Genomic DNA, 11,922 nt, shown 5'->3' with positions numbered 1-11,922 from the left:
GGACGCACTGGGCCGCTCAGGGCCCGGACTTCAAGATGAGCGCCGCCCTCGTCGACGGTGAGATCGTCGGCTTCGTCGGCTCGGGACCTGCCCGCGACAAGGACGCCCCCGCCTTCCGCGAGCTGTATTTCATCTATCTGCTCGACGCGTTCCACGGCACCGGGATCGGCCAGCGCCTGTTCGACGCCGCGGTCGAGAAGGACGAGCCGCTGTACCTGTGGGTCGCCGAGGACAACCCGCGAGCGCACCGGTTCTACACGCGCAACGGGTTCCATCTCGACGGCGCCAAGCACACCGAGCCGTTCCTGGGCGAGACGCTCACCGAGGTCCGCTTCGTCCGCTGAGCCCCGGTCGGGCTGCGCGCGAGCGCAACCCGGTCGTTGAGCGACGGCGGCGCAGCCGACGGAGACGAAACGCGCTCAGCGCCCGCCGACACCCCGGTCTGCGAACCTCCGCAGCGCGGGGTGTCGACGCGTACCAGGGGCCGGTGTTGCTGATTCATCAGAAGACTCAGGAAAACACGTACTCGAAGCCCCCAGTCCATGCCCATGCTCGCTTCAATAGAGCGTGTATCCACCGTCCACGACGAGGACGGTTCCCGACATGAAGCTCGCCGCGTCCGATGCGAGGAACACGATCGCCGGCCCCAGCTCATCCGGCGTGGCGTAGCGCTGCTGCGGGGCGTCCTCGATCCAGTAGCGCTGGAAGCGCGGTTCGTCGACCGGCGACATGTCGGTCTTGATGTAGCCCGGGGCGAGCGCGTTCACGCGCACGCCGCTCGGCGCCCATTCGGCCGCCAGCGACTTCGTCAGCTGGTGGACGGCCGCCTTCGAGGCGTTGTAAGCCGGCTGCATCTGGGGACGGTTCACGATCAGACCCGAGATCGAGCCGATGTTGACGATGTTCCCGCGTCCGCGCTCGACCATGTGCGCACCGACGGCCTGCGACATGTACCAGAGGGCCGTCACGTTCGTGTCGATGACGTGCGCCCACTCGTCGTCCGGCACCTCCAGCGCCGGGCGGTGGATGCAGGCGCCGGCGTTGTTGATGAGCACGTCGACGGCACCGGCCTGGCCGATCGCATCGGCGACGAGCGCATCGACGGCAGCGCGGTCGGTGAGGTCGCCGAACACGGCGTAGGCCTTGCGACCGAGCGCTTCGACCTCGGCGACCACAACCGCCACCGCATCGCGATCGCGTCCGTGGACGACGATGTCGGCGCCGGCTTCGGCGAGCGCGGTGACGAACGCACGGCCGAGGCCGCGGGTGGCGCCGGTGACGAGGGCGACTCGTCCGGTGAGGTCGAACCTGTCGAGAACGGTCATCGTGGATCTCCTTTGGATTGAGGAATGGGGAACTGCGGTCAGTCGCGGCTGACGAGCAGGTCGGCGCGGTGTCGCGTCGCCTGCACGAGCGCCGCGTTGGGGTCGTCGACGGATGCCGTCCAGGCGGCTGCCTCTTCGACGCTGCGGCCGTACCTCTGCTGGCGGATGATCAGGCGGTCGCGGCGGATGTCGTCGTCGATGTCCAGGAACCACACCTCGTCGAGCAGCGGCCGGACCTTCTCCCAGCCGGAGGCGTCGTGCAGCAGATAGTTGCCTTCGGTGACGATCAGCGGTGCTGTCGCCGGAAGGTGGAGGGCATCGGCGATCGAGGCGTCGATGCTGCGGTCGAACAGCGGAGCGTCGACGTCCTCTGCCGCTCGGATGCGGGCGAGGGCTGCGACGAATCCCGAGACGTCGAAGGTCTCCGGGGCCCCCTTGCGGTCGCGGAGGCCGAGGCGGTCCAGCTCATCGTTGGCGAGGTGGTAGCCGTCCATCGGCAATACCGGATGCCCGAGGGACTCCGTGATGGTCGATTTGCCCGCGCCCGGAGCACCGACGATACCGAGCACGAAGGGACGGCCCGCGCGGCTTCCGGCGAGGAGTTCCGCCCGTACGACGGCTTCCCGCTGTGTGATGGTGCGCACGGGCTGTCCTTCCGGTGCTCTGATGGGTGAACGTTCTGAGAGGAACGGCGGGGGCGGCTCGCACCGCCCCCGCCATCCGGACTACTTCTTGATCAGACCGGCTTCCTTGTACAGGTCGATGTACTCCTGCACGTTGTCGGTCGTGATCAGCGGGTTGTCGATGTCGACGTTCACCGAGTCCTCGGCACCGGTCAGCAGGTCGTGGACGGCCTTGAGGTTGAGCACAGCGAGGTCACGAGCGCTCTGCAGCGTCGTCGCGGTCATCTGGCCCTCCTGGATGAGCAGCGTCGCCTCAGGGGTTCCATCCACGCCGTAGGCGAGGATGCCGTCGAAGTTCGACTTGCCCTTGACGGCCTCGAGCGCACCGGCCGCCATGTTGTCGTTCATCGAGATGATCGCGTCGATCTCCGAGTTGGCCAGCGACCAGTCCTCCATCAGCCGGAGCGCCTCGTCCTTGTTCCAGTTCGCGATGTTCTCCTCGACGATCGTGACGTCGGGACGCTCGTCGAAGAACTCCTTCTGCCACGCGGCGCGGCGCTCGGTGCTGTGGAAGTTGCCGCCGGGGCCGTTCAGGACGACGACCTTGGCGTTCTCCGGGATCTGCTCGAGCGCGAGCTGTGCCACGACAGCACCCTGGTCGTAGGGGCTGGCGTCGACGGAGGAGGCGCCTTCGATGTCGTCGACGCGCGGGTTGGTCGTGATCGTGACGATCCCGGCGGCGACCGCCTGCTCGATGTACGGCCGCTGCGCTTCGCCGTTGTTGGCCTGGATGATGATGGCGTCGAACTTGTTGGCGATCGCGTTCTCGATCATCTTGTTCTCGATCTCGTCGTCGGCCTGGCCGTCGAAGACCTCGAGGGTGATGTCATCGTAGTTCTCCGCCTCGGCCTTCATCTCGTTGGCCAGCCATGCGGCGAACGAGTCGACCTGGGCGCGCGCGATGTACGCGACGCGGTACTCGTCCTTGGGTGCGCGCTCTTCCGAGCCGCCGCCGGAACCGGGGTTTCCGGTGGTGACGGCGCAGCCTGCGAGGCTGATGGCTGCCGCGGCGGCGACGCCGAGGGCGATGATCCTGCGGGTAAGAGTCTTCATTGTGCTCTCCTTCGTGGTGTTCGGATGATGGATGGGGTCAGTGCTTCTGCCGGTCGGCGGATGCCGCGGCCGATCTGTCGAAGCGAGCGGCCAGCACCTCGCCCTTCGCGTCGGACTTGAGGATCGCGGTCTTCGCCTTCCCGCGCTTGCTGAAGACGTCGTAGGCGACGGCGACGACGATGATGAGACCCATCACGATCTGCTGGATGTACGAGCCGATCCCGATGAGGTTCATGATGTTGCCCAGGACGCCGACGATGAGCGCACCGGCGAGGGTGCCCAGCACGGTGCCGACGCCGCCGGAGAAGCTGGTGCCGCCGATGATCGGAGCGGTGATCGCCTGCAGCTCGTAGCCGACACCGGCGTTGGGAAGGCCGGCGTTCACACGGGACATGAAGATCACGCCTGCGATGCCGACCAGTACGCCGTTGACGAGGAACGCCTGGTACTTCACCCGCTCGACGGCGATGCCGGCAGCACGCGCGGCTTCTTCGTTGCCGCCGACCGCGTAGACGGCGCGACCGTAGCGGCTCTGGTTCATGAGGTACCAGATGACGACGGTGACCACGATCAGGATGAGCACCGGGATCGGCATCCAGCCGAGGTTGCCCTGGCCGATGAGGATGAAGTCCCCGAGCTGCAGGATGTTCTGGCCCTGCGTGAGCTCGAGCACGGCGCCTCGGGCCATCAGCATCATTCCGAGAGTGACAATGAAGGCCGGCGTGCGGAGGGTCGCGACCAGGAACCCGTTGATCAGGTTGCAGATCACGCCGACGGCGACCGCCGCGAGGATCGCGATCAGCATGTTGCCGCTCGACTTGTAGACCATCACCGACACGACGCCGGCGAAGGCCATTACGGCGCCGGCGGAGAGGTCGATCATTCCGCCAATGATCAGGGTCATCGCCCCGTAGGCGAGTATCGTGATCACCGCGACCTGCCGCAGCACGTTGAAGATGTTGTCGCTGGACAGGAAGTTGGGGCTGAGGAAGCTCGCCGCTACGACCACCACCAGCAGGATGATGAAGATGGAATAGCGGCTCGCTTCGAAGGATTTCAGCTTGGACAGCATTGTCATGCCACCTCGATTTCATTCATGGCGTACTTGAGGATGGTTTCCTGCGAGAACTGATCGGGCGTCAGTTCTGCGGTGAGCCGGCCGGCCGACATCACGTAGATGCGATCGCACATGCCGATCAGCTCCGGCAGCTCGGAGGAGATCATGAGGATGCCGCGGCCCTGCTTGGCCAGCTCGGTCATGATCTTGTAGATCTCGAACTTGGCGCCCACGTCGACTCCGCGCGTGGGCTCGTCGAGCAGCATCACTTTGGGGTCGGCGATGAGCCAGCGCGCCAGCAGCACCTTCTGCTGGTTCCCGCCACTGAGGTTCGCGATGCGCGTCTGCAGCCCTGGAGCCTTGACGTTCATCTTCTTGAAGTACTCGGCGACGAGCTTCTCCTCCTCACGGTGGTGGGTGTATCCGCCGCGGATGACCTTCTTGAGGCTCGCCAGGGTCGCGTTCTTCATGATGCTCAGCTGCGGGACGATCCCGACCAGGCGCCGGTCTTCGGAGAGCATCGCGACGCCGACCTTGATGGCCTGGGTGGGGTTCTTGATGACCACCGGCTTGGTGTCCACCTCGATCGAGCCCTTGTCGAGCTTGTCGAGACCGAACACCGCCCGGATGACCTCGCTGCGCCCGGCGCCGATGAGACCGGCGAGACCGACGATCTCGCCCGCCTTGATCTCGAGGTCGATGTCCTCGAACATCTGCTCGGAAGACAGACCGGTCGCCTTGAAGACGGTCCCACCGATCTCGACCTTCTCCTTGGGGTACGACTGGTGGTCGAGGTCGCGACCGACCATCTCCGAGATGACCTGGGCGGGGGTGATGTCCGCCGCCCGCTGCGTGCTGACGACGGTGCCGTCGCGCAGGACACTGATGTCGTCCGCGAGTTCGAAGACCTCGTCCATCTTGTGCGAGATGTAGATGATCGACTTCCCCTGCGCACGCAGATCGCGGATCTTCGCGAACAGCGACTCGACCTCCTTGTGCGCGATCGCCGACGTCGGCTCGTCCATGATCAGCACGTCGGCACTGTGGTAGACGGCGCGGACGATCTCGAGCGTCTGGATCTCGGAGACGGTGAGGGTGCTCAGCCGGCGGTTGATTGAGAAGTCGAGGCCCTCCTCCTTCAGGATGCGCTTGGCCTCCTTCTTGATATACCGCCAGTCGACTTTGCCGAACTTCATCGGCAGCCGGCCGAGGAAGAAGCTCTCCGCGATCGTCATCTCCGGGACGTAGTTGAGCTCCTGCGCGATCATCGCGATGCCGTTGGCGCGCGCCTCGATCGGGTTCTTGATGCGCACCTCCTCGCCGCGGATGCTGATCTCGCCGGCGTCGGGCTGATAGATGCCGTTGATGATCTTCATCAGCGTCGACTTGCCCGCGCCGTTCTCCCCGCACAGTGCGTGCAGGGTTCCCGGCCGGACGTCGAACGAGACGTCGTCGAGCGCCTTCACTCCGGGGAACGATTTCGACACGCCCCGGACCGACAGCAGCGATTCAGTCATGAGCCGCACCAGCCACCTCGGTGACCTCGGCCCTGGCGACGCCGGGGAGGACGATGCGCTTCAGGCCGCCGGGCGCGCCCTCGCCGGAGAGCGCCTCCTCCGCTTGCTCGATCCCGTAGACGTGTGTGACCAGCGAGTCGACCTCGACGGCGCCGGACTCGAGAAGGGCGCGGGCGATGGGCCAGGTGCCCGTGTACCGGAAGATCCCGGTGACGTTGAGCTCGCGCATCGCGACCTCGGGAACCGACAGCGGGATCTCGTCTGCGCTGCCGACGAGCACGACGGTGCCACCGGAGCGCACCGAGCGGATGCCGTTGAGGATCGCCGGAGTGGCGCCGGAGGCGTCGATGAAGACATGCGCCTTGAGGTCGAGCGTCGACTGCGTCATCGGGTCGACGACGCGCACGCCGTAGCGCGAGACGAGCTCGCGACGGCCGGCATCAATGTCCGCCACGACGACGTCGACCGCGCCGAACGCACGGGCGACCTGGGCCGCGATCACGCCGATCGGCCCGCCGCCGGCGATGAGCACCGTGTCGCCGACCTTGATGCCGCCCTTCTGCGCGGCGGCGATGCCTACCGACAGCGGCTCCATGAGTGCTGCAGCGTGGTCGCTGATCTCATCCGGGACGTCGTAGGCGAAGTCATCCTGGATGACGACGTACTCGCAGAAGGCGCCGTCGATCGGCGGCGTCGCGTAGAACTCCATGTCCGGGCACAGGTTGTAGGCCCCGCTGCGGCAGTAGTCGCAACGACGACACGGTCGCTGCGGCTCGACGGCGACGCGCCGGCCGATCCGGGCGGGGTCGACGTCGTCACCCACGGCGACGATCATGCCGCTGAGTTCGTGGCCTAGGATGAGCGGGGATTCGACGACGTAGTCGCCGATCCGGCCGTGCGCGTAGTAGTGGACGTCGGACCCGCAGACGCCCACGCTGAGCACCTTGATCAGCACCTCATCGGCGGCAGGCACGGGTACGGGTCGCTTCTCGAGAACGACGTCCTTGATGCCGCGGAGCACGCTTGCGGTCATCGTCGACGGAATGTCGGTCATGCTCTCCTCTTTCTGTTCTTCCTGTTGCATGAACGATCGAGGTGACCCTCGATCGAAGGGACTGGCGGGTGCCGTCTAGAAGCTCTCGCCTGCCGACTGGAGGTCGGCCAGGCGCTCGTATCGGTCCCAAATGCCGGTGCGGTCCGCTCGCGGCTCGGTCGTCGAGGTGACGGCCGGCGCCCAGTCGCGCGTGACCTCGGAGACGCTCAGCCCTCTGGCGACGGCGGCTGCCTGGATCGCCGCGCCACGGGCGGTGCCCTCCGGGGCGTCGACCATGACGGCCGGACGTCCGGTGAGGTCCGCGATGATCTGGCGATTGGCCTCGGCCCGCGCGCCCCCGCCGAGAAGGATCGTCCTGCCGTCGACGGCGATGCCGTTGGCGGCGAAGCGGCGCTCGCCCCGCACGAGTCCGAGCGCCACGCCCTCGAAGGCGGCGAGCGCGAGCTGCTCGCGACTGGTCTCGGTGCTGAGACCGGCGAGCATGCCGCGCGCCCAGGGGAGGCGCGGCGAGCGCTCGCCGTCGAGATAGGCGGCCATCACCGGCCGCTCGGTGCTTAGCGGCGCCGACAGCGCCAGGCGGCTGAGCTCGGCGTGATCGACGCCGAGCCACCGGCCCATGACGTCGGTCACCTTCGTCGAGTTCAGGGTGCACACCAGCGGCAGGTAGCCGCCGGTGACGTTGGCCACGCCGTCGATGGCTCCGGTGCGATCGATCACAGGATCGGGGGTGGTCGCGAACACGACGCCAGAAGTCCCGAGGCTGTAGGCGACGTCGCCGCGACCGAGGCCGATGCCCTGGGCCGCGAGGTGCTGGTCTCCGCCGCCGGCGCCGATGACCGCGCGCTCGTCAATGCCCAGTTCCGCCGCGGCCTCCGCCGTGAGCGAGCCTGCGGCCTCATCGGGTCCGAGGACGGTCGGGAGCATCGGCTCCCACTCGCGGTCGCCGATGACATCGCGCAGGATGTCGGTGCGCCAGGTCAGCGTGTCAGCGGAGAAGAACCCGGTGCCCGAGGCATCAGAGCGGTCGGTGACATGCCGTCCGCTGAGACGGAGCGTGAGCCAGTCGTGGGGCAGCGCGATCCGGCGCATCCTCGCGAAATGCTCGGGCTCGTTGTCGCGGAGCCAGGCGAGCTTCGTGATGGTGATGGCGGCCGATGGCACGACGCCGATCTGCTCTGCCCACCAGGCGGTCCCGAAGCGCTGAACGAACTCGCTCGCGTACTCCGCAGAGGTCGTGTCGTTCCAGAGCTTGGCCGACCGGATGACCTCGCCCCGCTCATCCAGCACGACGAGCCCGTGGCACTGCGCGCCGACGCTGATGCCCTTGACGCGGACATCGAGTCCGGCCATCGCCTGGCGCACGGCGCCGACCAGCGCCTGCCACCAGTCGTCCGGATGCTGTTCGCTCACCGGCGGGTGTGTGACGGGGTGCGGGGATCGTCCGGTCGCGAGCAGCGCTCCGGTGGTGAGATCGCGCACCTCGACGGTGCAGGACTGGGTCGAACTGTCGACGCCGATCACGACATCAGTCATGCTGCGTCTCCTTCCGATCGTCGAGGGCGGGGATCGACAGCGGCGCGAAGTCTCGCGGAAGCTCGTCGAGCTGGCCGACCGCGCCTGCGGGGTGCGTCGACATGAACTCGGCCCAGGTGTATCCGCGGCCGCGCATGAGCACCTCGGCGAGCGCGTCGCCCCAAGCGGACTGTGCGAGCGTGACGCCGGTGGCGATGACCCCGCCCAGCTCCGCACGGCGGTCTACGGCGACCACGCAGCTGTGGTCCGCTATCCGCGCGAGGGGGGTCTCGTGGCTGCGCGTCAGTGCGATGACCGCCGCTCCGCGCCGGGCTGCGATGCGCGCCGCCTTGATGACCTCGTCCGACGCGCCGCCGTTCGAGATGAGCAGAACAGTATCGTCCGGGGTGATCGCCCCCGAGGCGCCGTGCAGGCTGTCCATGGGCGAGAGGAAGAGCGAAGGAGTCCCGGACACCGAGAAGACATGGGCCATCCGACGCGCTACTGTCCCCGATGTCCCGGAGCCGCCGATGAGGACCTTTCCACGGCAGGACACGAGCAGCGAAGCGGCTCGGATGAACGAGGCGTCCAGCGTAGGAATCAGTGCACGAACGGCATCTGCCTCGGCGTTCAGCCGCTCGGATGCGACCTTCAGGATGTCGTCATCGACACTCACGCGTTACTCCTCGTCGTTCTGGCTTCCGGTCGAATGTGCGCTCATATGTGCACGATATTGACCCAGATATGTACATGCGAGCGTAGCTCGGGTTACTCTCCGTCGTGAACGGCGTTTGATCATCCGTGACCAATTCTTGACCGTTCTGCACATCTGAGCATCCGCAGTGATGGGCTCTCAAGAAAATTACGGCCCGCAGAGATCCTCGACTAGAGCACTTGCCGCCCATCTCTGATACTTTCTTGCGCAGATGCCGCCCGGGCGGAAGCTCACGGCCCGCTCCTTGGAGGTCCAGTGGACAACTCGCAGGCGCCCGGCGCGCGTACGACGCCGGCCGAGAAGTTCATATCCCTGCCCGCAGCGCGCGAGGTGATCCCGCAGGATCCCCGCTACTCGACCCGGTGGCACCACCACGACGACCCCGGCCCCTTCGCCCGCTGGAACTTCCACCCCGAGTACGAGATCCATCTAGTGAATCAGGGAACCGGCCGGTTCATCGTCGGCGATCAGGTCGGCAGCTTCGACGAGGGGAACCTGGTCCTCGTCGGGCCAGAGCTGCCGCATCACTGGATCGTCGACCAGCGCAGTGACGGCGAGATCCCTGGACACTACACGGTTCTTCAGTTCCACGACCGCTGGATCCGATCGTGCATCGCCCTGATGCCGGAACTCATCGAACTGCGGCCGATGCTCGCGCAGTCCACCCGCGGCATCGAGTTCCTCGGCGAGACGGCCGCGCGCGGCGCCGCCCTGCTCACTGAAGTGGGTGCGGGGACCGGCACGGACCGCCTCGTCAGCACCCTGGCACTCCTCGGCACGCTCGCCACCGCGCCGGACGAGGATCGTCGCTACATCGCGAACGAGTGGATCCCGGCGGATGCCGATCCGGCATCCGCCGACGTCGTCAACCGCACCCTCGAGTACATCTTCACCAACATCAGCGACGACGTCCGGCTGTCCACAGCCGCCCGGATGATCGGCATGTCGGAGTCCGCGTTCTCCCGGTACTTCAAACGGGCCAGCGGCCACACCTTCACCGACATCGTGCGCAGACTGCGCATCGCGCACGCCTGCAAGCTCCTGGACAGCACCACGACCGCCGTCGCCACCATCGCGCAGGCGGTCGGCTACCGGAACCTGTCCAACTTCAACCGCCAGTTCGCCGCGGATACGGGATTCACCCCGACCGGGTACCGGACGCGCGAGAACGACGGCACCGCCTGACATGGCCGCTCGAATGAGCATTGATTCTCACGGATGCTCACGGGTGAGCATAAGATGTGGTGTGGAGGGCGGCGAATGTCTGGGACAGGTGAGTTCGAAGCGAAGGCGAACGAGGTCGGCCGCATGATCGAGGGCGACCGCGGTGTGCTGGCGGCGATCGCGCGCGCCCACTACATCGACGAGCTGTCGCGCACGGAGATCGCGGAGATGCTCGGCATGTCTCGTTTCAAGGTGTCCCGTCTCCTGACGCGGGCCCGCGAAGAGGGCATCGTCAGCATCCGGATCAATGACAGCGGACTGCCGGACCCGGTGCTGGCCGAACGGCTGAAGAGCGAGCTGGGCCTGGAGCACTGCGACGTCATCCGCACCTTCGGCGACGGCGATTCCGCGCGTCAGCAGATCGGCGCTTCCGCGGCCACGCTGCTCAGCAGCACTCTTCGCGAGAACGAGGTGCTCGGCGTCTCCTGGGGCCGGACGCTCACCGCGACCGCTCAGCAGCTCGAGTACCTCCCTCGGCTGTCCGTGGTGCAGCTCACAGGGTTCGTCGCCGGCGACCTCGCCGCCTCGCCGATCGAGGTCGTCCGGCACACCTCGGCGAAGTCCGGCGGAGACGTGCACCCGATCTTCGCGCCGCTGTTCGTGCAGGACGTGGAGACTGCGGAGGGCCTGCGCAAGCATCCGGACATCCACGCCGCGATGGCGCTGTTCCCCCGGGTCACCACGGCCCTGCTGTCCGTGGGCTCCTGGGAGCCGCCGGACACGCAGGTGCGCGACGTCCTGGCGATCGACGATCTCGCGGCCGCGATCTCCGGCGGATGCGTCGCAGACATCGCGGGCATCCTCATCACCGGCGAGGGGCAGCCGGTCGACACCGATCTGCAGAAGCGGAGCATCGCGATCTTCTACGATCAGCTCCGCAATGTCCCCCGGGTCATCGCCGTGGCCGGCGGGGCATCGAAGGCCCGAGCCATCCGGACCGTGGCGAGGGCAGGACTCATCACCGAGCTGGTGACCGATCATGAACTCGCCCTCGCGATCCTCGGGGACGCGCGTGCTTGAGATCGCCGGATCCCTGTGGTCCGTCCCACCCGCGCAGCAGCGCGCCTCCGTCGAGCGGCTGGCTGCTGCCGGTCTCCGGCGACTGCATTGGGACATGACCGATGGCCGCTTCGCCCGTGCGGGCGGATTCACCGCTGCCCGGGCGGCCGAGATCGCAGGGTCGGGCGGGCTGGTGTCGGAGGCGCACATCATGGCCACCGACTCCGCCGGCGAGGTCGACCCGTGGACGGACTTCTGCGACCTCGTGGTCGTGCACGCCGAGAGCGACAACTGGGCCGAGGCGCTCGACCGGGTAATCCGACGCGGGGCGACGCCGGGCCTCGCCCTCTCCCCCGGGACGCCGGCTTCGGCCGCCCCGGCGGACGTCCCGGTGCTGTGCATGTCAATCACTCCGGGACAGGCGGGGAGCACGCTCGATGAGGCGGTCTTCGACAAGATCTGCGCGCTCCGCGACGCCTCACCGGAACGGCGCATCGGACTGGACGGCGGATTCCAGCGGCAGTACGTCGCACGCGCCATCGAAGCGGGCCTGGACTGGGCCGTCGTCGGCACCGACCTCTTCCTCTACGACGGCGAGTCTCGCTGGGCCGACGTCCTGGGTGATTCACGTTAGCGAAGGTCAGCGCCCGGAGACGGTGCCGAACACCCTCGCGATCGGCGCCAGCACGAGCGGACGCGCGGCGATCCAGCCGGCGGCGACCACGACCAGCGAGGCGATGAACACCCAGAACCCGGTCCACGTGACCGCGTCCTGCGACGCGT

12 protein-coding genes are annotated in these 11,922 nt (G+C 67.3%); 4 read left to right on the top strand and 8 right to left on the bottom strand.

All coding sequences use genetic code 11. The features are described 5' to 3' along the window. Positions 1 to 344, top strand: a 344-nt coding sequence (locus RIN18_RS16710) for a GNAT family N-acetyltransferase (protein WP_309105121.1), incomplete at its 5' end; no start/stop codon positions are given. Positions 345 to 557: 213 nt separating this feature from the next. Here RIN18_RS16710 and RIN18_RS16705 read toward each other — a convergent pair. From RIN18_RS16705 to RIN18_RS16670, 8 genes are all read right to left on the bottom strand, one after another. Next, on the bottom strand, positions 558 to 1,325 hold the full coding sequence (locus RIN18_RS16705; RefSeq protein WP_309105120.1) for a glucose 1-dehydrogenase: 768 nt from the start codon (positions 1,323 to 1,325) through the stop codon (positions 558 to 560). A 38-nt stretch (positions 1,326 to 1,363) separates the two neighbouring features. Further along, the gene (locus RIN18_RS16700; protein WP_309105119.1) at positions 1,364 to 1,969 is read right to left on the bottom strand and encodes a nucleoside/nucleotide kinase family protein; all 606 of its coding nucleotides are present in this window, start codon (positions 1,967 to 1,969) and stop codon (positions 1,364 to 1,366) included. Between the two features lie 81 nt (positions 1,970 to 2,050). Continuing rightward, a complete protein-coding gene (locus tag RIN18_RS16695; RefSeq protein WP_309105118.1) occupies positions 2,051 to 3,061 on the bottom strand; it encodes a sugar ABC transporter substrate-binding protein in 1,011 nt (336 codons plus the stop codon). A gap of 37 nt (positions 3,062 to 3,098) precedes the next feature. Further along, a complete protein-coding gene (locus RIN18_RS16690) occupies positions 3,099 to 4,139 on the bottom strand; it encodes an ABC transporter permease (RefSeq protein ID WP_309105117.1) in 1,041 nt (346 codons plus the stop codon). Continuing rightward, positions 4,136 to 5,635, bottom strand: a complete 1,500-nt coding sequence (locus RIN18_RS16685) for a sugar ABC transporter ATP-binding protein (RefSeq protein WP_309105116.1) — start codon at positions 5,633 to 5,635, stop codon at positions 4,136 to 4,138. Before RIN18_RS16685 ends, RIN18_RS16690 begins: the two co-directional genes overlap by 4 nt. Continuing rightward, positions 5,628 to 6,689, bottom strand: coding sequence for an NAD(P)-dependent alcohol dehydrogenase (locus RIN18_RS16680; protein WP_309105115.1), 1,062 nt, complete (start codon positions 6,687 to 6,689; stop codon positions 5,628 to 5,630). The genes RIN18_RS16685 and RIN18_RS16680 overlap by 8 nt, the downstream gene beginning before the upstream one ends. A gap of 75 nt (positions 6,690 to 6,764) precedes the next feature. Further along, complete coding sequence (xylB, locus tag RIN18_RS16675) at positions 6,765 to 8,222, bottom strand: xylulokinase (protein ID WP_309105114.1); 1,458 nt, start codon at positions 8,220 to 8,222, stop codon at positions 6,765 to 6,767. Next, a complete protein-coding gene (locus RIN18_RS16670) occupies positions 8,215 to 8,877 on the bottom strand; it encodes an SIS domain-containing protein (protein ID WP_309105113.1) in 663 nt (220 codons plus the stop codon). The genes xylB and RIN18_RS16670 overlap by 8 nt, the downstream gene beginning before the upstream one ends. 294 nt (positions 8,878 to 9,171) lie before the next feature. Here RIN18_RS16670 and RIN18_RS16665 point away from each other — a divergent pair, with 294 nt between their 5' ends. The 3 genes from RIN18_RS16665 to RIN18_RS16655 all read left to right on the top strand — a co-directional run bounded on the left by RIN18_RS16665 (position 9,172) and on the right by RIN18_RS16655 (position 11,773). Next, positions 9,172 to 10,101, top strand: a complete 930-nt coding sequence (locus tag RIN18_RS16665; RefSeq protein WP_309105112.1) for an AraC family transcriptional regulator — start codon at positions 9,172 to 9,174, stop codon at positions 10,099 to 10,101. A 75-nt stretch (positions 10,102 to 10,176) separates the two neighbouring features. Continuing rightward, positions 10,177 to 11,160: a sugar-binding domain-containing protein gene (locus tag RIN18_RS16660; RefSeq protein WP_309105111.1), complete on the top strand. Its 984-nt coding sequence runs from the start codon at positions 10,177 to 10,179 to the stop codon at positions 11,158 to 11,160. Further along, positions 11,153 to 11,773, top strand: coding sequence for a hypothetical protein (locus tag RIN18_RS16655; protein ID WP_309105110.1), 621 nt, complete (start codon positions 11,153 to 11,155; stop codon positions 11,771 to 11,773). The genes RIN18_RS16660 and RIN18_RS16655 overlap by 8 nt, the downstream gene beginning before the upstream one ends. The last annotated feature ends 149 nt before the right edge of the window (positions 11,774 to 11,922 follow it).

Source organism: Microbacterium sp. (assembly GCF_031179285.1).
Lineage (GTDB): Bacteria > Actinomycetota > Actinomycetes > Actinomycetales > Microbacteriaceae > Microbacterium.
The sequence above is the reverse complement of the archived record's forward strand: the minus strand, read 5'-3'. Positions and strand labels throughout refer to the sequence as shown.

Excerpts from the sequence above, each read along its gene's own strand:
- RIN18_RS16705 (WP_309105120.1), bottom strand. The coding sequence starts at position 1,325 with ATGACCGTTCTCGACAGGTTCGACCTCACCGGACGAGTCGCCCTCGTC.
- RIN18_RS16695 (WP_309105118.1), bottom strand. The coding sequence starts at position 3,061 with ATGAAGACTCTTACCCGCAGGATCATCGCCCTCGGCGTCGCCGCCGCG.
- RIN18_RS16690 (WP_309105117.1), bottom strand. The coding sequence starts at position 4,139 with ATGACAATGCTGTCCAAGCTGAAATCCTTCGAAGCGAGCCGCTATTCC.
- RIN18_RS16685 (WP_309105116.1), bottom strand. The coding sequence starts at position 5,635 with ATGACTGAATCGCTGCTGTCGGTCCGGGGCGTGTCGAAATCGTTCCCC.
- RIN18_RS16680 (WP_309105115.1), bottom strand. The coding sequence starts at position 6,689 with ATGACCGACATTCCGTCGACGATGACCGCAAGCGTGCTCCGCGGCATC.
- xylB (WP_309105114.1), bottom strand. The coding sequence starts at position 8,222 with ATGACTGATGTCGTGATCGGCGTCGACAGTTCGACCCAGTCCTGCACC.
- RIN18_RS16660 (WP_309105111.1), top strand. The coding sequence starts at position 10,177 with ATGTCTGGGACAGGTGAGTTCGAAGCGAAGGCGAACGAGGTCGGCCGC.